The organism is Pseudoalteromonas sp. T1lg21, assembly GCF_002964625.1.
Classification (GTDB): domain Bacteria; phylum Pseudomonadota; class Gammaproteobacteria; order Enterobacterales; family Alteromonadaceae; genus Pseudoalteromonas; species Pseudoalteromonas gelatinilytica.
Genome location: NZ_PQBX01000041.1, coordinates 186141 through 206462 on the forward strand (window position 1 = coordinate 186141; position 20322 = coordinate 206462).

Genomic DNA, 20322 nt, shown 5'->3' on the forward strand with positions numbered 1-20322 from the left:
TAGTTTTTGCTGTTCTCAAAATGAACACAGCGAGTATAGGCTAATTGGCTTATGTTGCAATAATGTTAATTAATAAAAGTTTCTTATTTGGGGATTCATACTTCTAACATGTTTTTTTTGGATAAATACTAAATTAATAACTAAATGGAATATCAAAGCAGATTCTATTCTTTTTTAATCGCCTCAGACCTCGTTATTCTTCACGCTCAGATAAACCTTTAAAGCATTTCTATTGGGTCTTTAAAGTCGAAAAAATTGTTCGCGAAATGATGGTAGCAAGTTCGTTTCGCAGTTAACTTTTCAGGGTTACGAGGAATAAATTCATGTTGTTAAGTCAACTAAATGCAGCGGCGAGTCCGCTATCGCAAGAGCAAGTACAGAAGCTGCAAGGCTTAGTGGCTGAACTTAATCCAATTCAGCAAGCGTGGGTAAGTGGTTATTTAGCCGCTAACGCAAACGCAGGCGCATTAGCCGGTGGTGTTGCCGCCGCTCCAGCTGCGGGTGATGCTGCACCGCTAACTATTTTATACGGCTCGCAAACGGGTAACGCTAAAGGCGTGGCGAGCAAGTTAAAAGAACAAGCAGAGTCACGTGGTCTATCGGTTAAGCTAGTCAACATGGCTGACTACAAGCCAACTGCCCTGAAAAAAGAAAAGTTCATCACGGTTGTTGTTTCAACTTACGGTGAGGGTGAGCCACCTGAAGATGCTGAAAGCCTGCATGAGTTTTTAGCGACTAAAAAAGCACCAAAACTAGATGGTGTTAAAGTTGCTGTGATTGGGTTAGGTGACTCAAGCTACGAATTCTTCTGCCAAACAGCAAAAGATTTTGAAGAGCGTTTTAACAAGCTTGGCGCAGAAACTATTTTCCAGCGTGCCGACTTAGATGTTGATTACGATGATGAAGCTGCTAAGTGGATTGATGGTGCACTTGATGCGTTTGAACCTGATCTTAAAGCGCAGCAACAAGCAAGCGGTGGTCAAGTTGTGGCTATGCCATCATTTGGTGCAGCGGCACCAGCAGCAAGCCAATACACCAAGCAAAACCCATTTGCTGCAGAGCTAAGCGTTGTGCAAAAGATTACCGGTCGTGATTCAACCAAAGATGTGCGTCATGTTGAAATTTCATTAGAAGGTTCAGACATTACCTATACACCGGGTGATTCGCTAGGCGTTTACTTCTTAAATGACGAAGCACTTGTTGATGAAGTACTTACGCTTACTCAAATTGATGCATCTAGCACGGTTAAACTCGGCGATGAAGAGCTAAGTATTCGTGATGCATTAATCGAAAAATTAGAATTAACTCAGTCATATCCAGGTTTTGTTGAAAAATATGCAACAGCAACTGGCAATCCTGAATTATTAAAGTTAGTTGAAGATAAAGCGGCAATGCGTGAGTACATCGAACCTCGCCAAATCTTCGATATTATTCGTCAAAACCCAGCTCAGCTGGAAGCGCAAACCTTAGTAGACTGCTTACGTAAATTACAAGCACGTTTATATTCGATTGCATCTAGCCAAGCTGAAGTTGAAGAAGAAGTTCACTTAACGGTGGGTCTGGTTGAGTTTGATGCATTTGGCAGCGAGCACTTAGGTGGGTGTTCTGGTTATTTAGCACGTCGTGCTGAAGAAGGCTGTAAAGTAAAAGTATTCAGCGAGCACAACGATAATTTCCGTTTACCGGCTAATGATGAAACGCCAATTATCATGGTAGGTCCGGGTACGGGTATTGCACCATTCCGTGCGTTTTTACAAGAGCGTGATGCTCGTGAAGCAAGTGGTAAAAACTGGTTATTCTTTGGTAACCCACACTTTACTCAAGACTTCTTATATCAAGTTGAAATTCAAGGTTACTTGAAGTCAGGTTTACTGACTAAAGTGGATGTGGCGTTTAGCCGTGACCAAGCGGAAAAAGTATATGTTCAAGACAAACTTCGCAAAAACAGCCAAGAAGTATTTGCTTGGTTAGAAGCGGGTGCTCATTTCTATATCTGTGGTGATGCAAACCGTATGGCGAAAGATGTTCATCAGGCGCTTGTAGACATTATCAAAGAAAATAGCGGCAAAGATGATGAACAAGCTGAGCAATATTTAAAAGATTTACGTAGCGCAAATCGCTATCAGAAAGACGTGTACTAATCACGTTTAAAGCTAACAGCCGTCACTGTAACAAATTTAGGAAATACCATGAGCGAACAAGACAAAAACGTAAAGCTTTCTGATAACGAGCGTTTGAAAAGAGAAAGTAACTTTTTACGTGGCACCATTGAGCAAGATTTAAAAGACGAGATCACCGGTGGTTTCACTGCTGATAACTTCCAACTGATCCGTTTCCACGGCATGTACCAGCAAGATGACCGTGACATTCGCCCTGAGCGCGCTAAACAAAAATTAGAGCCGTTACATAATGTAATGTTACGTGCTCGTATGCCTGGCGGTATCATCAAGCCAGAGCAATGGTTAGCGATTGATAAGTTTGCAGAAGAGAAAACCAGCTATGGCAGTATTCGTTTAACCACGCGTCAAACGTTCCAGTTCCATGGTGTGCTTAAGCCAAATATTAAAGGCATGCATCAAATGCTCAATAGCGTGGGCATTGACTCAATTGCAACGGCGGGCGACGTAAACCGAAACGTATTATGTACAACGAACCCAGTTGAATCTGAGCTTCACCAAGAAGCGTACGAGTGGGCAGCGAAGATCTCTGAGCACCTATTACCAAAAACCAAAGCATACGCTGAAATTTGGTTAGATGGTGAAAAGAGTGAAACCACAGAAGAGCCAATTTTAGGTTCAACTTACTTACCACGTAAGTTTAAAACCACAGTAACAATTCCACCGAACAATGAGGTGGATGTGCATGCGAACGACTTAAACTTTGTGGCAATTGCAGAAAACGGCAAGTTAGTTGGTTTTAACGTGTTAGTGGGTGGTGGTCTTGCGATGACTCACGGTGATACCGCAACGTATCCTCGTAAAGCGGATGACTTTGGTTTCATTCCACTTGAGCACACGTTGAAAATTGCTGAACACGTGGTGTCTGTACAACGTGATTGGGGTAACCGCTCAAACCGTAAAAATGCAAAAACTAAATACACACTTGACCGTGTAGGTTCTGATGTATTTAAAGCTGAAGTTGAAAAACGTGCCGGTGTTCAATTTGAACAGAGCCGCCCATATGAGTTCACTCACCGAGGTGACCGTATCGGTTGGGTTGAAGGTATTGATGGTAAGCACCATTTAACGCTGTTTATCCAAAGTGGTCGTATTTTAGATTACCCAAATCAACCTCTTAAAACAGGCTGCCGTAAAATTGCGGAAATTCACCAAGGTGATTTCCGTATGACAGCAAACCAAAACTTGATCATCGCAGGTGTTCCAGCTGATCAAAAAGCGGTAATCGAAGAGATCGCTCGTAACCATGGCTTAATTGATGACAGCCATACAGAGCAGCGTAAAAACTCAATGGCGTGTGTGGCATTACCAACGTGTCCGTTAGCGATGGCAGAAGCTGAGCGTTATTTACCAAGCTTAATTGAGAAAACAGAAGCGCTATTAGCGAAACATGGTATTGGCGATGACAACATCATTATGCGTGTTGTGGGTTGTCCGAATGGCTGTGGCCGCGCAATGTTGGCAGAAGCGGGTCTGGTTGGTAAAGGTCCAGGAAAATACAACGTGTACTTAGGTGGTAACCGTGAAGGCACGCGTATTCCAAAACTGTATTTAGAAAATGTTGGCGAGGACGTATACCTAGACGCATTCGATAAGCTAATTGGCCAATGGGCAAGTGAGCGTAATGAAGGCGAGTGTTTTGGTGATTTTGTAATTCGCAAAGGCATTGTTGCTGAAGTTAAAGTTTCAGTAACTGATTTTCACGCATAATTTTATAAGCGACACCGCTTTAAGGTTTGGAATTAACCATGAGTGAATTTAAAAACATCTTAACGATGAGCAAAGAAGACCAAACAGCTATGTTGGCTGATATTAATGGTCTTCTGGCTGATAAAAGCGCAGAGGAGCGTGTTGCGTGGGCACTTGAAAACTTACCAAGCACGCACTTTTTGTCGTCGAGCTTTGGTATTCAAGCGGCGGTGATGTTGCATTTAGTGACATCGCAGCAGCCAGATATTCCTGTGGTACTGACTGACACTGGTTATTTGTTCCCAGAAACCTATCAGTTCATCGAGCAAATGACGGAGCGACTTTCGCTTAATCTTAAAGTGTATAAAGCTGAGCTTAGCCCGGCGTGGCAAGAAGCGAAGTTTGGTAAACTTTGGGAACAAGGTGAAGCCGGTATTAAGCAGTACAATCAACTGAATAAAGTTGAGCCAATGACCCGTGCTTTAAACGAGCTTGAAGCGGGTACGTGGTTTAGTGGTTTGCGCCGTGATCAATCATCTAGTCGAGCTGACAAGCAAATTGTTGAAATCAGCCGTGGTACTGTGAAAGTGTATCCACTTATTGAGTGGAACAACCGCGATATTTACCAGTATCTAACTAAGCATGATTTGCCGTATCACCCACTTTGGGAGCAAGGTTATGTATCTATGGGCGATGTTCATACAACCCGTAAACTTGAGCCTGGTATGACAGAAGAAGAGACTCGTTTCTTCGGTTTAAACCGTGAATGTGGCTTACATATTGATGGTGACGGTATCTAATCCTAAATTCCTATCAGAATTTTCGTAAAGCGCAACCTAGGTTGCGCTTTTTTTGTGCTATTTATATACAATCCCTGGCTCAATTTTATGAGAGAAAATTATGAGTCGTGCTGTTGTTTTTTTATTATTGCTTTTAATTGCGCCTTTAGTGCGAGCAGAAACGTTACAGGTTGCGCTGTATGACACGGATTATCCCCCTTATCATTTTGCTGACAGTGGCCATAAAGGACTTGTTGATGAGCTATTAACTCGTTTTGCTGAAAAATATAATCACGATATTCAATACATGCTGGTACCCGAGGTGCGTTCACAGCATTTACTTGATGCAGGTAAAGTCGATGTACGCTTAGAGTCTGAGCAATGGTATCGTGGACATAAGCAATACTATTGGAGTGATAGTATCGCTGTTGTAGAAGATATTTTAGTGATGCCCAGTGGTTGTCATATTCCAGCGATTGATAAGTTAGGCGGCTATGTGTTGATGGCCCGTTTTGGTTATACCTACCCGCAATTTGAAGCATTGTTTGCATCAGGTAAGTTGCACCGCGAAGACTTTTACTCTGAGATAGATATGCTGAAGGCTTTAGTTGATATGCAGCAAAATCAACGTGTTGCTGTTATCGCAAAAAACACACTGCAGTGGTATGCCTCAAAAAATAATGCCTTTAAAAAATTCACGGTAAGTGATTACAGTGTGGGCAAAGCGCCGATGCAATTACAGTTTGCTTACAATGAAAAAGGGAAGCGTATGAGCGAGCAATTTAATGAATTTATGAAAAATCTTAAATCATCCGGTGAATTTGCTAAGATTGAGAGTAACTACCAATAATCGGTAAATGGAATGATTAAGCGTTTTTGTTATCTTGCGGTTATGTTGCTACTGACCAGTGTTGCCCTGCTGTTTTACATTAAAAAGCCAGACGGAAAACCTTACCTAGAGCTGAGCATGTTCGAGCGTTACTCAGAAAAAGTAAGTGGTGATGTGAGTGATTTTGCTTCGCAAAGTGCCGATACACTTACCAGCCAAGCAAAAAAGCTCACTGAGAAGTTGAGCTTGAGCAAAGACGCAAATGCACCTGTCGTGGTGTATAAATGGCAAGATGAACATGGTCAGTGGCACTATGCTGATACCCCTCACCCTAATTACGTTAGTACTGCGGTAAGTTTAGATCCTAACGACATAACTGTGTTACCGGCAGAGACATTTCAAGCTGATGAGAAGCAAGCAGCAACAGTTAAAACTAACGAAACATCTTCGGTGCTTGGGGTATACGACCCTAAAAATGTACAAAAGATGATGCAAGATGCTGAGCAAGTAAAACAGCTTATGGAGCAACGTAACAAGCAACTTGAGCAACAGCTCAAAGAGCAAGGTGGGAATTAGCTTTGCTTGTCCTGTGCTGTGAGATCGCTTTCCATTTTCATCAGTAAAATAGTGAGATAAATTTTGGTGGGCAAAGAGAACAGCACACCAACAGCAATGCACGCTGCGCTGATCATAATGCCATGCACACCCATGCTATCACCTAAGTAATTACCAGCTAATAAAGAATGCCCCAAAATAATTAGGCAAATACCTAAAATAATAAAGGTTTTTAAGATTCGAATGATGGTTTGTTCAGTCATACAAGCACCTCACTTTAGCCTTAATTAAAGTGTAGGTGCTGTTGTCATTAATAGGATTGTTCTAAATCAAGCAATTGTCGGTTATTTGTCCAATTTTACTGGGCCGTTGATGTTATCGATACTTAAATCACCGGAACCCGCTTCGATAATTGTCAGGCCGAGTGTGTCATCAACATAAATGCTGCCAGAGCCATCGGTAATGGTAACCAGCCCTTTGATTTGTCTTACATCTATATCACCAGAGCCATCTTCGATAGTAAGCGCACCAGCCAATGTTTTAACGCTGATACTACCTGATTCATCAATAATACGTGCAGGGCCTTGGCTGTTCTCTATTTGGATATCACCAGAGTCATCTTCAATATCAATACGCCCTTGGCCTTGGTCTATCATAATTGAGCCAGAATCGTCTTCAATGCTGATATTGCCGCTGACATTGCTAATACGTATATCGCCCGAGTCATCATCAATATTAATAGTGCGACCCCCTTCGATCACAATTGATCCTGAGTCATCATCAATGCTGATATCGTTTTGCATCGCACGTATAACGATATCACCTGAGTCATCATCGATATCTAGTTTAAGGTTACTAGGCACAGAGACAATTAAATCAATATGAGGTGATGAGCCACTGTAAAACGATAAGCTACCATTATTGAGCTTGCTGATAAGCTCAGCCGTGTTGCCGTGCTTTTCGAGGGTTAGCGTATAAGTTTCATCGCCTTTAGCCGCATAGATATTAGCATTCACTGTGATAGCCGTGGCGTTGCTGTCGCCTTTGATGATCAATGAACCGGCTTCAGCATCAATTTTTAATTCGTTGATATTTGCAGCCGACACGCTTAAGTCTTGTTGTTTTTGTTCTGCGATTTGACCCGGAGAGACATGAATTACACAGCCTGTTAATAATAAACTTGATGAGATGGCCGTTGCGCAAATTGCGCGTTTGAATGATGCAATAGTCATAGGGATTCCAAAATTATTATGGTTGTTATCTGGTTAGCATTTGCAAACTATGGTCCAATTTTAACATGCTGATTTTTATGTGCTTTTCATTTTTTGTAAATAAGTGTGTTGCTCTAAACTGTAATTTATACCAATTCGCTTAATTAAGTGGTCTATTTTGAGGCAATAAAACCTCGTTGATAACAAGGCAAAAATTTCGTTATTTAGTTTGTTCTAAATCAGAAATTTTTAACGCAGGTAGCGACAGGTTTTATCCCTCAAAATGATTAAGTATTATTGCGGATTGGTATTACTGGTGTTTTAAACAAAAAAGGGGCTGAAAATTCAGCCCCTTAGTTAACTTAAAAGCAATTACTGCTCAGCCAGCATATTACGCAGTACATACTGTAAAATACCGCCGTGTTTGTAGTAATCCCACTCTTTCGGGGTATCTATACGCACATCAACACTAAAGCTAATTTGTTTGCCTTCACTGTTAGTCGCAATCACACTGACTTCATTGGTTTTGTCATATAAGCCTTCAAAGTCGAATGACTCTTGACCCGTTAGACCTAATGACTCATAGCTTTCACCTTCTTTAAATTGTAGGGGTAAAACACCCATACCAATCAGGTTTGAACGGTGAATACGCTCATAGCTTTGTGCAATAACGGCTTTAACACCAAGTAAAAGTGAACCTTTAGCTGCCCAGTCGCGTGATGAGCCCGTGCCATATTCTGCACCCGCTAAAATAATCAGTGGCGTGCCATCTTGCTGATATTGCATCGCTGCATCATAAATGCTGGCAAGCTCATCGCTTGGCTGCATACGGGTCACACCGCCTTCGGTACCCGGTGCTAATAGATTACGTAAACGCACATTAGCAAAGGTACCGCGCATCATCACTTCGTGGTTACCACGACGCGAACCATACGAGTTAAATTGTGCTTTTTGCACACCGTGCTCTTGCAAGTAAAGACCTGCTGGGGCATCTGCTTTAATTGCACCTGCTGGCGAGATGTGGTCAGTGGTTACTGAGTCACCTAATTTTGCCAAACAGCGTGCACCACTAATACTCGGAATGCCTGGAGGCTCAATTTCCATACCATCAAAGAATGGCGCTTTTTTGATGTAGGTTGACGCATCATCCCAATCATAAAGTTTGCCATCAGGAATTTGAATTTTCTGCCAGCGATCATCGCCTTGATACACATTACCATAGCTTGATGCGAACATTTCTTTGGTCACGGTTTCACGGACGAGTTCGTTTACTTCACTAACACTTGGCCAAATATTTTTTAGATAAATGTCATTACCATTTGGGTCTTGCGCAAGCGGTTCGTTATACACGTCGATATCTGTACGACCCGCAATTGCGTATGCAACCACAAGGGGTGGTGAGGCTAAGAAGTTCATTTTCACATCTTGGTGAATACGGCCTTCAAAGTTACGGTTACCCGATAAAATAGAGCTGACAACCAGTTTATGCTTTTGAATTGCTTCACTGATTTCATCAGCTAAAGGCCCTGAGTTACCAATACAGGTTGTACAACCATAACCAACAAGGTTAAAGCCTAAGGCATCTAAATCATCCATCAAGTCGGCTTTTTTCAAGTAATCAGTCACCACTTGAGAGCCCGGAGCAAGTGAGGTTTTAACCCATGGCTTCACCTTTAAGCCTAATTGCTTGGCTTTTTTAGCCACTAAGCCTGCCGCTAAAATAACACTAGGGTTTGAAGTGTTTGTACAGCTAGTAATTGCAGCAATGACACACGCACCGTCTTTCAGCTCAAACTGTTCGCCTTTAAAGTTAACTTTAGCCGCACCCATATATTGTGCTTCGTTTACTGGCTCATCAGGGTTAGTTGTTGGGCCTTCGTCTTCAATGCGCGCTTCTTGGGCATCGCTTTTATCACGGTGTTGCATGCGCTCATCTTGGAAGCCTTTTAGGTGCTCACCAATAATGCTACCTGCTTTATCAAGGGCTATTCTATCTTGCGGGCGTTTAGGGCCAGCAAGACTCGGCACCACATCATCAAGGGATAACTCGAGTGTGTCTGTATAATGAGCTTCATCGCCAGGGTTACGCCACAAGCCTTGATGTTTTGCATAGTCCTCGATGAGTTTAAGTTGTTTGTCATCGCGGTTAGTTAAACGCAGGTAGTTAATGGTTTCATCATCAATTGGGAAAATACCGCAAGTTGCACCATACTCTGGTGCCATGTTTGCGATAGTTGCACGGTCTGCAAGTGGTAAATCAGCAAGACCATCACCATAAAACTCAACAAATTTACCCACAACGCCATGCTTACGCAGCATTTCTGTGACGGTTAACACAAGGTCAGTTGCCGTTGTGCCTTCTGGTAGGCGACCATTGAGCTTAAAGCCAACCACTTGTGGAATGAGTAAGCTGATTGGTTGACCAAGCATTGCGGCTTCGGCTTCAATACCACCCACACCCCAGCCAAGTACCCCAAGACCATTGATCATGGTGGTGTGCGAATCGGTTCCGACTAGGGTATCTGGGTAAGCGAGTGATTTCCCATTTTTACTATCGTTAAATACCACACGGGCTAAATATTCTAAATTAACTTGGTGTACGATGCCGGTAGCGGGAGGTACGACCTTCAAGTTATCGAAGGCGGTTTGCCCCCAGCGTAAAAATTCGTAACGCTCTTTGTTGCGCTCATATTCAAGTTTCGCATTTAAGTCGAAAGAACCATCTTCACCGTAACCATCAACTTGCACAGAGTGATCAATTACCAGCTCAGCAGGTGACAATGGGTTTATCTTCGCAGGATCGCCACCGAGTTTTTCCATGGCATCACGCATCGCGGCTAAATCAACAATGGCGGGAACACCTGTAAAGTCTTGCATGACAACGCGAGCAGGCGTAAATGCGACTTCTGCAGATGGTTTAGCTTGTGGATCCCAGTTTAATAAGGCATCGATATCTTGCTTTTTAATATTGACGCCATCTTCATTGCGCAACAGGTTTTCAAGTAAGATTTTTAATGAGAATGGCAGACGTTTTGCTTTGTCGCCTAAACCTTGTAAAGAGTGAATATGATATTGCTCACCATTAATCGTAAGCTGTTTTTGGGTATCAAAACTGTTATTCATTATTTGCCCCTGTGGTTTGAGCAAGCAATTTGGCTTGCTTTGTTGTTTCCTTTCGAAATAGACACAGTGTTATTGCAAACTTAATACCAGCTGAGATATTCATCTAGCTGATGAAAAAATATGCTATCTAATATAGTTGCTGCCGATGTGATTTATTTCAAGGGGGAGGGACAGATAAAAGGGTAGTTACTTTAAACTACCCTCAGAAATAAGTGTTTTTAGTTGAGCCAATTTTGTTGTTTACCTTTATGGCTAATAAACAGTAATAGTAAGCCAATAACGATCACACACAGTGGCATTGCTAATGCGCTGGTACCAAACATGGCAAGGCTATCTATCACCACAAAATTATAATATTGCTGGACTAAGACAGCGATAAACGAGATTAAAAATAGCTCGCGCGCAAGCGCTTTTTTTGCGAGTAATAGAATGCTCGCGAAACTGGCTGCAAACACGGCTATCGCAAAGGCAGCCGTTGACCAGAGCGGGATGTCGCGGTATGCGGCTTGTTGTGCTTCAGGGAGTTGGCTAATCATTTCGGGTGTGATCAACAGCTGCATTACAAATGCAATGACACCTAAAAGATTCCACACAAGGGCTGCCCAAGCAAGTGGCTTGAGCCAAGCTGGAGGGTTCATAAATCACCTTTTATTGTTGTTATTATCACATTCAATTAAAGGTGATTTATGTTAACTAAGCAAGCTCTAGTTAACCAAAAGAGATAGGGCGACGGCCGGTTTTTTCGTCCACTTTTGGCTTTTTAGTACGTTTACGCTTTGATTTTTTTGGCGCTTCTTCAGCGCTTTGTGGTTGTGCTTTTTGTACTGGTTCTGGTGGGCGAGGATTTGGTGTTGCATCTTCGCTTAATGTCAGTTGGAACAGCTCACCATCAAATGCAAGCACGTCACCACTGTATAATTTTTTCCGTTTTATTGTACAAATTTCATAGTTAACCCCAACATAACCTTCACCAATTAAGGCTTTTGCTTGGCCGCCTGTTTCGACTAGGTCGAGCACTTTTAGCAAGTTACATAGCTCTATTGGCTCTTCTTCTAGTTCAATTTCGATGAAATCTTCGTTCATGTTGGTCTCTCTTAATTCAATCGCAGCCATTATAAAGCCTAGCACTCAATTGAACCAAGATTAAATTTTTAAGCTCTTCAAGCGGTTAAAATTTACAGCAATAAATAATCTGAAATTTTTACAAACAGTAAAAAAACTGCAGTATTTACTGGGTACACTGCGCGCGTTTGGAATTGGTGTACAAATTGCTAAATGCATGTCCGTTTCATTTTTTTATTCGTTCAGGAGAAGTTGTAATGGGCGTAAGATCAGCGCTAAGAAAAGAGTTAATGGGTTTGCAAGATTCGTCTCTGCTTGCTGCAGATGATGTGCGAGCTTTGTTAACACAAACAATTAAGTCTCAGCCTGAAAAGTCAGAACAAGGTTTTGCGTTAATTTCGCGATTTAATGATAATCATAGCCAGCTGAGTTCAGGGGAAACAAATAAAGAAAAGCTGCTCCAGCATCAAACCCACCGTTTATTTAAAGATATTCTATATACCCGTCAAAGTGTTAATAGTTGGCTAAAAAAACATCTTAATTAATTGATTTATTGTTTTTCTCACTTTAGACTACACTTGTAATCCAAAGTGAGAAAAACAATGAAAAGGATAATTTCAGCAGCCATATTTTTAATTTTGGCAGGTTGTCAGCAACCAACAGTCTACGTATACACTGAAAACCTTGATGAACAACAGCTGCTCACATTAGAGCAAGCTTTAACGAAGCAAAGCTTACCTTATGAATACACAAAGCTACCTATTCCTAGAGACTTTGCTGATGCAACCTTAATGTTATCGAGCGATAAAATTCTCACTCATGAAACCGAGCAACTTGCAGAAATTATGCAGAGGCTGGGTTATCAAGCTGAAATTAAATACACCACAGACGCTAATCACTTTTACAATCAAGGCAATATAGGTTTTTACTTACGAGCAAAAAATGGCTTAACCGGTTTTACTATGCCGGCTCGAGTCATCACAACCGGTTGCGTTGAGGATAAGTTTAATGGCCTTGCAGTTACATTTAGTGATAAACAGGCCGAGTTTAATCTAGCAAGTGGTAGACGAGTCTCATTGGAGTGGGATTACTTATACGGCTATTTAGTCATTTATTATAAAAACTATTCGCAAAGCTACAGCCATTTAACGCCAGAAGTGAGTACCCCATTTGGTATGAAACCATCAGATACCTATCGTTACACGGCACGCGTTAATAGCCCAAGTTGGTTAAATTGCTCATTACAAATTGTGTATATGGACTAGCTACGCGACTCAAGGTATGTGCTTAACTTAGTAATGCGTTCACTCATGCCTTCGATGATGCGATCTTTAATTTTTTCGCGGATCACATTCGGTAAGCGGGTAAGTGCTTCAGGGGTGATAGCTAACAAAATGGTATCAACTTTTGCGCGTGCACTGGTACTGTGCTCGCGGTTATTGATAAAAGCACCTTCTCCGATAAATTCACCGGGTTCAATGGTGCCAAGTTCGAGTAAGTGGCTTTGTTTGAACACCATCAGTGAGCCGCTTAGCACAATATAAAGTCGTTTATCAGTATCGTATTGCTTGAAAACAGCGCGGCCTTGTTTGACTAAATACAAATGACTAAATGACTCTAACAACACCTGCCGTTCACTGAGAGAAAACTCTCTAAAGAACGACAACCTGTTAATGATTTCCATTTGTTTAATTAGTGGAATGTGCTCGATTAACTTCATAGACTCACATGGGTATAGCGCGAAATTAGCTAATATTGCGCTCTTTTAGCTTGCGGGTCAATGTATTGCGGCCCCAACCAATTTTCACCGCAGCTTCTTGCTTGTGCCCAGCACAATTGGCTAATGCCGTTTTAATCAAGCGAGTTTCAAGTTGTGCTTGAATGGCTGGCCAAATATTTTCTTTGCCTTGTTTAAGTTCCAGATTAAGCCATTGTTGAAATGCATCCAGCCAATCACCTTCTTGCTCAATGGGTGTGACAGCGACGATTTCTGGCGGTAAATCTTGTTCACTTATAAGCTCACCCGGCGCCATAACTGTTAACCAGCGACAGGTGTTCTCTAGTTGGCGCACGTTACCAGGCCAGTTAAATAAGCGCAGTTGCTCAGTGGCTTTAGGGCTTAAAATCTTGCTTTCAACTTGCAGCTCTTTGGCGCTTTTATGTAAAAAGTGCTGTGCCAGACGTTCAATATCTTCAGTACGCTCACGTAGTGCTGGTAAGCGTAAACGCACCACGTTTAGGCGATGAAATAAGTCGTCACGAAACTTGCCTTGTTTAACCAAGTCTTCGAGGTTTTGGTGCGTTGCCGCAATAATACGTACATCAACTTTAATACTTTGATGGCCGCCCACGCGGTAAAACTCACCATCGGCTAACACGCGTAACAAACGCGTTTGAACGTCGAGTGGCATATCCCCAATTTCATCTAAAAATAAAGTGCCACCATTCGCTTGTTCAAAGCGGCCTTTACGAATGCTGTCGGCTCCGGTGAATGCCCCTTTTTCGTGACCGAATAATTCTGACTCGACCAATTCTTTAGGAATGGCAGCCATATTCAGAGCAATAAACTGGTTTTCTTTACGAGGGCTGTGGTTATGCAGGGCACTAGCAACAAGCTCTTTACCTGTTCCCGACTCACCGTTAATCAGCACGCTCATGCTCGATGCTGATAATTTACCAATCGCGCGAAATACCTCTTGCATTGCAGGTGCTTCACCTATGATGTGCGCATTGGTTTGTGGTGCTTGTTTGCGTTTAGTTTTCTTCGTTGAGTTAGCACGACAGGCGCTTTCTACCAGCGCAACAGCTTCGTCTAAATCGAACGGCTTAGCGAGGTACTCAAATGCCCCTTTTTGGAAGGCATTTACCGCAGAATCTAAGTCTGAGTGAGCGGTCATGATTATCACTGGTAAGCCAGGATTTTGCTCGGCAATGGTTTCAAGTAACGCCATGCCATCCATGCCAGGCATGCGCACATCGGATACCAGTACCGTTGGCTGGCTAAACTTTAATGCATTCAGCACGTCTTGTGCATTTGCATAGCTTTCAGTTTCAAATCCTGCACGTGCCAACGCTTTTTCTAATACAAAGCGGATAGAGGCATCATCATCAACTAACCAGACTGTTTTCATGACTACTCCAAAAAACCATTAATCCGTAAAAGGCAAATAGATATTAAATTCTGTATGGCCTGGCCAACTGTCACAATCAATGTGGCCATCATGTTGGTCAACCAAGGTTTGCGCTATGGATAAACCAAGCCCTGATCCATTTTCTTTATTGGTGATCATTGGGTAGAACAAGGTTTCACGTAAACTTTTGTCTATTCCCGGGCCGTTATCCGAAATTTGGATCAGCAAGGTTTTCTTCGGTGCCTTACCTGGTCGCCTGTGTTGATGGTTGATGCGGGTTTTTATTCTTATCTCGCCACCATCAACGAGTGCCTGTTGTGCATTACGAATAATGTTCAGTACCACTTGCTGGATTTTACCTTGGTCTATGTACACGCTCGGTATACTTGGATCGTAGTCTTTCACTAAAGTGATATTGGCATTGTTATCTAACATGCTCAGTTTAATCACTGACTCTAAGGCTTGGTGAATGTTGCCATAAGATTTATGTGGCAATTGATTCGGACCAAGCAAGCGGTCAACAAGCTCACGTAAACGGTCTGCTTGTTCAATGATTAATTCGGCACATTGATCTCGTTCTTGCTGATCAACCTCATACTGCAATAATTGCGCCGCTCCGCGAATTCCACCTAAAGGATTTTTAATTTCATGTGCTAAACCACGAATTAAATTACGTGCAGCTTGATATTGGTGCATTTGATTAGAGGCTTGATCGTGGCGAATTTCATCGTCCATTTGACGACATTCGAACAGAATATAATTGTCATCGTTGTTACTAATTCTGCGCGTACTAATGGTTAATTTCGCGTGGCGAGAATCAACGAACACCACGTCAGCCCTGTGCTGGTGGCAATCGACACCATCGAATAACGAATATTGGGCAATGCGTTTTAAGTCTATTGAGTGGTAATTAAATAGGTTATCGAACGGTTGGTTGATAATGCGTTTTGGACCTAAACCTAAAAGCTCACTGGCGCTATCGTTTGCATAAACCAGCTTAAAATCTCGGTCGAGTAAAATGACGGCAGTACTTAAATTTTTCCAAATACTGTCGAGTAATTCAGAATTAAAGTGTGTTTCACTGAGCATGATTGCACCATTTTAGTGCGTTGCGATTAAGTGCAGCTTAGCATACTCTTTTTACATTAAGAGACGTTATATCGAAAATTTTAGTTTCCGCCATAAATCGATGTTCTATGCATAAAAAAGGTGCTGACTGGGCTAACCGAAACGAGTTTATTATTCGCATCATAAAGTTTGGCTTGTAATGTGTGTTCACCTCGCTCGACCTCTCTTAGTGCAAAGGTCGTGCTATTACTTGGTGCACCATGGGCTGAGCCATCAAATAAAAGTTGTACTTTAAAGCCATTTTCGAAGCGAGGGCTAATGCGTGCAGTAACGTACACAGAGCCGGTATTTTCTCTTACGGTTGCTTCATTTGCTGGTGATGAAATACTGACGTTAAATTTGACTGGCATTGCGCTTGGGGCGCTATCAAGTATGCTGGTGTCGGTAGCTGGCATGGTCAGGTTTTGGGTGTTCATCTTTACTTCTGTCGCACCAGGTCGTGGTGTATCAGAAAATACTAAAACGCCGTTCTTATCTTTCCAAGAATAGACTTTTTGCGCTGCGCCATAGCTAAAAAAGCTTAGAAAAATCAGCGATAGTACCAATAAAGTTGTGCTTTTCACCCTGCAACCCTGCATTTTTTAATCTAACTAAAACTGTAGAGTAGAACCCGCTCAATTACCATTAAAAAAGCCCGCGGAGCGGGCTTGAGAACACACATTTATTATCTTTAGATAATTCTGCTACAGCGTATTACACGCTGTAGTACATTTCGAACTCAACTGGGTGAGTTGTCATGTTAAGTTTTTCAACTTCTTTGCCTTTTAGCGCGATGTAAGCATCGATTAGGTCATCAGTGAACACGCCGCCAGCTTTTAAGAACTCACGGTCAGCGTCAAGTGATGCTAGTGCTTCAGATAAAGAAGATGCAACTTGTGGGATCTCAGCTGCTTCTTCAGCAGGTAGATCGTATAAGTCTTTGTCCATTGCATCGCCAGGGTGGATCTTGTTTTTGATACCGTCAAGGCCAGCCATAAGCATTGCAGAGAACGCTAAGTATGGGTTAGCTGTTGGATCAGGGAAACGTACTTCGATACGACGTGCTTTAGCAGACGGTACCACTGGAATACGGATTGAAGCAGAACGGTTACGTGCAGAGTATGCAAGCATTACTGGTGCTTCGAAGCCAGGTACTAGGCGTTTGTATGAGTTAGTTGACGCGTTAGCGAATGCGTTGATTGCTTTAGCGTGCTTGATGATACCACCAATGTAGTAAAGTGCTTCTTCAGAAAGACCAGCGTACTTGTCACCAGCGAAGATGTTCACGCCATCTTTACCTAGTGATTGGTGACAGTGCATACCAGAACCGTTATCACCAACGATTGGCTTAGGCATGAAAGTCGCTGTTTTACCATATAAGTGAGCCATGTTATGGATAACATATTTCATCTCTTGGATTTCGTCAGCTTTTAATACCATTGTATTGAAGCGAGTTGCGATCTCATTTTGACCCGCAGTTGCTACTTCGTGGTGGTGAGCTTCTACAACTTGACCAAGTTCTTCAAGAACTAAACAAGTCGCTGAACGCCAATCTTGTGATGAATCAACAGGTGAACACGGGAAGTAACCGCCTTTAACACCTGGACGGTGACCTTTGTTGCCACCTTCGTAGTCTTTATCAGAGTTCCATGAAGCTTCGATGTCATCGATTTTGTACATTGAACCAGACATGTCTGATTTGTATTTAACGTCGTCAAATAGGAAGAACTCTGGCTCTGGACCAAATAAAACAGTGTCAGCAATACCAGTAGAACGCATGTACTCTTCAGCGCGTTTTGCAACAGAACGTGGGTCACGCTCGTAACCTTGAAGTGTTGAAGGTTCAACTACGTCACAACGGATGATTAGTGTTGCTTCTTCAGAAAATGGGTCCATTTTCGCAGACTCAGGAACAGGCATTAATACCATGTCTGATTCGTTGATACCTTTCCAACCAGCAATTGAAGAGCCGTCGAACATTTTTCCGTCTTCAAAAAAGTCTTCATTAACTTGATGATGAGGAATAGAAACATGCTGTTCTTTACCTTTAGTATCAGTAAAGCGTAAATCAATGAACTTAACGTCATTTTCTTTGATAAAATCTAAAACCGATTGTGACATGTGTCCTCCAATTGTTGGGTTTTATTTTTGCTGCATTATTGCTTTTGACTTATATAAGCTGGTTTCGTGCCATGTTTTTAACGCATTGTTTAGCCTTGTAAAAAGTAAACGCCTTCTGGTTTTGTTAACTTTTTTTGCACTAATTTGGTGCGTAAAAAGATCATTCTGGTGCGTAAAAAGTGCGACTGCGATTTGCACAATAATTGCGCATGCCAATTTGTCTGTTGTAAACACGATTTAGTGCCAAAATATGGTTCAAAAACTAAAATTTCGCCAGTTTTGAGTTCAGATTCACTTTAATTTTCATAAATTTGTCATTTATAAAACAGATACTTATAAAAAGCCTGAAGAAAGTTTATAAATTTATATTGGATAAACTTTCATCCATGCCATTATTAAGGGATAATATGCGCCCTTTTAAATCCTATGCTGGGACATCTGGTGAAAATGCAGGTGAGTGCGTAGATCTTGCAGGATCAATGAGATTCAATTTCTCTGAGAAAAAATATGAGCATCGAAAAGTTAAGAAATATAGCGATTATCGCCCACGTTGACCACGGTAAAACAACTCTGGTTGATAAACTGCTTGAGCAATCAGGCACATTAGAAACGCGCGGCGGTAACGAAGAGCGCGTAATGGACTCAAACGACATTGAGAAAGAGCGTGGTATTACCATTTTAGCTAAGAACACTGCTATCTCTTGGAACGACTACCATATCAATATCGTAGACACCCCAGGACACGCCGACTTCGGTGGTGAAGTAGAACGCGTACTTTCGATGGCTGACTCAGTATTACTACTTGTTGATGCTCAAGAAGGTCCAATGCCGCAAACGCGTTTCGTAACGCAAAAAGCATTCGCACAAGGTTTAACGCCGATTGTTGTAATCAACAAAATCGACAAACCAGGTGCACGTCCTGACTGGGTTATGGACCAAGTTTTCGACTTATTCGATAACCTAGGTGCAACTGACGAACAGTTAGACTTTAAAGTAATCTATGCATCAGCTATCAACGGCTGGGCAACAATGGATTTAGACGAGCCATCAGATAACATGGAACCAATGTTCCAGATGATCGTTGACGAAGTATCTCCACCGGATGCAGATCCTGAAGGTGCTTTCCAAATGCAAATTTCTCAGCTTGACTACAACTCATACATCGGTGTTATCGGTGTAGGTCGTATCAAGCGTGGTACTGTTCGTCCTAACCAACAGGTTACTGTTGTAAGCGCAGACGGTACTAAGCGTAACGGTAAAGTTGGCCAAGTAATGAGTTACTTAGGTCTTGAGCGTCATGAAGCAGAATCTGCTGGCGCGGGTGACATCATTGCAATCACAGGTCTTGGTGAGCTGAAAATCTCAGACACTATCTGTGATGTAAATACCGTTGAAGCATTACCACCGCTAAGCGTTGATGAGCCTACAGTAACAATGACGTTCTCTGTAAACACATCACCATTTGCTGGTAAAGAAGGTAAATTCGTAACTTCACGTAACATCCTTGAGCGTTTACAAGCTGAGCTTGTTCACAACGTTGCATTACGTGTTGAAGAAACTGACAACCCAGATAGCTTCCGTGTTTCAGGTCGTGGTGAGTTACACTTAGGTATCTTAATCGAGAACATGCGTCGTGAAGGTTACGAGCTTGCTGTATCTCGTCCACAAGTAATCCTTCGTGAAGTTGATGGTCAAAAAGAAGAGCCATACGAAACACTTACAATCGACTGTCAAGAAGAGCACCAAGGTTCTATCATGGAACAAATTGGTCTTCGTAAGGGTGAGCTAACTGACATGTCTCCAGATGGTAAAGGCCGTATTCGTATGGACTTTATGATCCCAAGCCGTGGCTTAATTGGTTTCCAAACTGAATTCATGACATTAACGTCAGGTTCTGGTCTTCTTTACCATACGTTCGATCACTACGGTCCGTACAAAGGCGGTACTATCGGTGCTCGTAAGAACGGCGTAATGATTGCTAACGCAACAGGTAAAGCACTGACTAACGCATTATTCAACCTTCAAGATCGTGGTAAGTTATTCATCGGTCACGGTGTTGAAGTTTACGAAGGTATGGTTATCGGTATCCACAGCCGTGATAACGACCTAACAGTAAACGCGCTTAAAGGTAAGCAGTTAACAAACGTACGTGCGTCTGGTACAGACGAAGCGCAAACGTTAACGCCACCACTAAACTACACGCTTGAGCAAGCGATTGAGTTCATCGATGATGACGAGTTAGTAGAAGTAACACCTGAGAGCATTCGTATTCGTAAACGTCACTTAACTGAAAGTGAGCGTAAACGTGCGAGCCGTGCAGCTAAAGACTAATAACGTCTTTCGCTTCGAAAAATGAGAACCGCCGTATTGAAAAATACGGCGGTTTTTTGTTTTAGCTTTCAAAAGAACGAGAGGTCAGATATTAGACATCAGTCGTTAGTTGATCGAGAGAGGCATTATTTTCGCAGTAGCAGAACGAAACCATCATGCTCAAGTTTAAACGGGGTTTAGTTTGCGCTAGAAGCGAGAAGCTAAGAG

The 20322-nt window shown here is 42.2% G+C and carries 18 protein-coding genes; 8 read left to right on the top strand and 10 right to left on the bottom strand.

What is annotated here, in order from left to right; translation table 11 throughout:
• Positions 1–323: 323 nt before the first annotated feature.
• From C2M25_RS10070 to C2M25_RS10090, 5 genes are all read left to right on the top strand, one after another.
• Positions 324–2141 (top strand): assimilatory sulfite reductase (NADPH) flavoprotein subunit, encoded by a 1818-nt coding sequence (locus C2M25_RS10070; RefSeq protein ID WP_063701061.1) that lies wholly within the window; start codon positions 324–326, stop codon positions 2139–2141.
• Positions 2142–2189: 48 nt separating this feature from the next.
• Positions 2190–3887, top strand: a complete 1698-nt coding sequence (gene cysI / locus C2M25_RS10075; protein ID WP_063701064.1) for an assimilatory sulfite reductase (NADPH) hemoprotein subunit — start codon at positions 2190–2192, stop codon at positions 3885–3887.
• A gap of 38 nt (positions 3888–3925) precedes the next feature.
• On the top strand, positions 3926–4666 hold the full coding sequence (locus C2M25_RS10080) for a phosphoadenylyl-sulfate reductase (protein WP_063701066.1): 741 nt from the start codon (positions 3926–3928) through the stop codon (positions 4664–4666).
• A gap of 100 nt (positions 4667–4766) precedes the next feature.
• Positions 4767–5495, top strand: coding sequence for a substrate-binding periplasmic protein (locus C2M25_RS10085; protein WP_063701068.1), 729 nt, complete (start codon positions 4767–4769; stop codon positions 5493–5495).
• 12 nt (positions 5496–5507) lie between these two features.
• Positions 5508–6050, top strand: a complete 543-nt coding sequence (locus tag C2M25_RS10090) for a DUF4124 domain-containing protein (RefSeq protein ID WP_105181035.1) — start codon at positions 5508–5510, stop codon at positions 6048–6050.
• Here C2M25_RS10090 and C2M25_RS10095 read toward each other — a convergent pair.
• The 5 genes from C2M25_RS10095 to C2M25_RS10115 all read right to left on the bottom strand — a co-directional run bounded on the left by C2M25_RS10095 (position 6047) and on the right by C2M25_RS10115 (position 11446).
• Positions 6047–6292: a hypothetical protein gene (locus tag C2M25_RS10095; RefSeq protein ID WP_063701070.1), complete on the bottom strand. Its 246-nt coding sequence runs from the start codon at positions 6290–6292 to the stop codon at positions 6047–6049. The two genes, C2M25_RS10090 and C2M25_RS10095, sit on opposite strands and share 4 nt — an antisense overlap.
• Positions 6293–6373: 81 nt before the next feature.
• On the bottom strand, positions 6374–7261 hold the full coding sequence (locus C2M25_RS10100; RefSeq protein WP_105181036.1) for a DUF4097 family beta strand repeat protein: 888 nt from the start codon (positions 7259–7261) through the stop codon (positions 6374–6376).
• Positions 7262–7612: 351 nt separating this feature from the next.
• Positions 7613–10363: an aconitate hydratase AcnA gene (acnA, locus tag C2M25_RS10105; protein WP_105181037.1), complete on the bottom strand. Its 2751-nt coding sequence runs from the start codon at positions 10361–10363 to the stop codon at positions 7613–7615.
• A gap of 218 nt (positions 10364–10581) precedes the next feature.
• Complete coding sequence (locus tag C2M25_RS10110) at positions 10582–11001, bottom strand: hypothetical protein (protein WP_063701076.1); 420 nt, start codon at positions 10999–11001, stop codon at positions 10582–10584.
• Between the two features lie 70 nt (positions 11002–11071).
• Entirely contained in the window at positions 11072–11446 is a 375-nt protein-coding gene (locus C2M25_RS10115) for an RNA-binding S4 domain-containing protein (RefSeq protein WP_054563502.1), read from the bottom strand.
• A 236-nt stretch (positions 11447–11682) separates the two neighbouring features.
• On the opposite strand from C2M25_RS10115, the gene C2M25_RS10120 reads away from it, so the two are divergent.
• Both C2M25_RS10120 and C2M25_RS10125 read left to right on the top strand, forming a co-directional pair.
• Positions 11683–11970 (top strand): hypothetical protein, encoded by a 288-nt coding sequence (locus C2M25_RS10120; protein ID WP_062566674.1) that lies wholly within the window; start codon positions 11683–11685, stop codon positions 11968–11970.
• Positions 11971–12027: 57 nt separating this feature from the next.
• Entirely contained in the window at positions 12028–12690 is a 663-nt protein-coding gene (locus C2M25_RS10125) for a hypothetical protein (RefSeq protein WP_063701078.1), read from the top strand.
• On the opposite strand, the gene C2M25_RS10130 is transcribed toward C2M25_RS10125, so the two are convergent.
• The 5 genes from C2M25_RS10130 to glnA form a co-directional block, all read right to left on the bottom strand.
• Positions 12687–13145 (bottom strand): cyclic nucleotide-binding domain-containing protein, encoded by a 459-nt coding sequence (locus C2M25_RS10130; protein ID WP_063701080.1) that lies wholly within the window; start codon positions 13143–13145, stop codon positions 12687–12689. The genes C2M25_RS10125 and C2M25_RS10130 overlap by 4 nt on opposite strands.
• Positions 13146–13170: 25 nt before the next feature.
• Positions 13171–14556 (bottom strand): nitrogen regulation protein NR(I), encoded by a 1386-nt coding sequence (gene ntrC / locus C2M25_RS10135; protein WP_063701083.1) that lies wholly within the window; start codon positions 14554–14556, stop codon positions 13171–13173.
• 18 nt (positions 14557–14574) lie between these two features.
• On the bottom strand, positions 14575–15645 hold the full coding sequence (gene glnL, locus C2M25_RS10140; protein ID WP_063701086.1) for a nitrogen regulation protein NR(II): 1071 nt from the start codon (positions 15643–15645) through the stop codon (positions 14575–14577).
• Positions 15646–15725: 80 nt separating this feature from the next.
• Complete coding sequence (locus C2M25_RS10145; RefSeq protein WP_233999112.1) at positions 15726–16247, bottom strand: DUF4124 domain-containing protein; 522 nt, start codon at positions 16245–16247, stop codon at positions 15726–15728.
• A gap of 130 nt (positions 16248–16377) precedes the next feature.
• Positions 16378–17784 (bottom strand): glutamate--ammonia ligase, encoded by a 1407-nt coding sequence (glnA, locus tag C2M25_RS10150; RefSeq protein ID WP_063701091.1) that lies wholly within the window; start codon positions 17782–17784, stop codon positions 16378–16380.
• Between the two features lie 507 nt (positions 17785–18291).
• On the opposite strand from glnA, the gene typA reads away from it, so the two are divergent.
• A complete protein-coding gene (gene typA / locus C2M25_RS10160) occupies positions 18292–20115 on the top strand; it encodes a translational GTPase TypA (RefSeq protein ID WP_063701096.1) in 1824 nt (607 codons plus the stop codon).
• The last annotated feature ends 207 nt before the right edge of the window (positions 20116–20322 follow it).

What these genes read in the sequence shown, in the direction of transcription:
- C2M25_RS10070 (WP_063701061.1), top strand. Translation starts at nt 324, where the DNA reads ATGTTGTTAAGTCAACTAAATGCAGCGGCGAGTCCGCTATCGCAAGAG.
- cysI (WP_063701064.1), top strand. Translation starts at nt 2,190, where the DNA reads ATGAGCGAACAAGACAAAAACGTAAAGCTTTCTGATAACGAGCGTTTG.
- C2M25_RS10080 (WP_063701066.1), top strand. Translation starts at nt 3,926, where the DNA reads ATGAGTGAATTTAAAAACATCTTAACGATGAGCAAAGAAGACCAAACA.
- C2M25_RS10085 (WP_063701068.1), top strand. Translation starts at nt 4,767, where the DNA reads ATGAGTCGTGCTGTTGTTTTTTTATTATTGCTTTTAATTGCGCCTTTA.
- C2M25_RS10090 (WP_105181035.1), top strand. Translation starts at nt 5,508, where the DNA reads ATGATTAAGCGTTTTTGTTATCTTGCGGTTATGTTGCTACTGACCAGT.
- C2M25_RS10095 (WP_063701070.1), bottom strand. Translation starts at nt 6,292, where the DNA reads ATGACTGAACAAACCATCATTCGAATCTTAAAAACCTTTATTATTTTA.
- C2M25_RS10100 (WP_105181036.1), bottom strand. Translation starts at nt 7,261, where the DNA reads ATGACTATTGCATCATTCAAACGCGCAATTTGCGCAACGGCCATCTCA.
- acnA (WP_105181037.1), bottom strand. Translation starts at nt 10,363, where the DNA reads ATGAATAACAGTTTTGATACCCAAAAACAGCTTACGATTAATGGTGAG.
- C2M25_RS10110 (WP_063701076.1), bottom strand. Translation starts at nt 11,001, where the DNA reads ATGAACCCTCCAGCTTGGCTCAAGCCACTTGCTTGGGCAGCCCTTGTG.
- C2M25_RS10115 (WP_054563502.1), bottom strand. Translation starts at nt 11,446, where the DNA reads ATGAACGAAGATTTCATCGAAATTGAACTAGAAGAAGAGCCAATAGAG.
- C2M25_RS10120 (WP_062566674.1), top strand. Translation starts at nt 11,683, where the DNA reads ATGGGCGTAAGATCAGCGCTAAGAAAAGAGTTAATGGGTTTGCAAGAT.
- C2M25_RS10125 (WP_063701078.1), top strand. Translation starts at nt 12,028, where the DNA reads ATGAAAAGGATAATTTCAGCAGCCATATTTTTAATTTTGGCAGGTTGT.
- C2M25_RS10130 (WP_063701080.1), bottom strand. Translation starts at nt 13,145, where the DNA reads ATGAAGTTAATCGAGCACATTCCACTAATTAAACAAATGGAAATCATT.
- ntrC (WP_063701083.1), bottom strand. Translation starts at nt 14,556, where the DNA reads ATGAAAACAGTCTGGTTAGTTGATGATGATGCCTCTATCCGCTTTGTA.
- glnL (WP_063701086.1), bottom strand. Translation starts at nt 15,645, where the DNA reads ATGCTCAGTGAAACACACTTTAATTCTGAATTACTCGACAGTATTTGG.
- glnA (WP_063701091.1), bottom strand. Translation starts at nt 17,784, where the DNA reads ATGTCACAATCGGTTTTAGATTTTATCAAAGAAAATGACGTTAAGTTC.
- typA (WP_063701096.1), top strand. Translation starts at nt 18,292, where the DNA reads ATGAGCATCGAAAAGTTAAGAAATATAGCGATTATCGCCCACGTTGAC.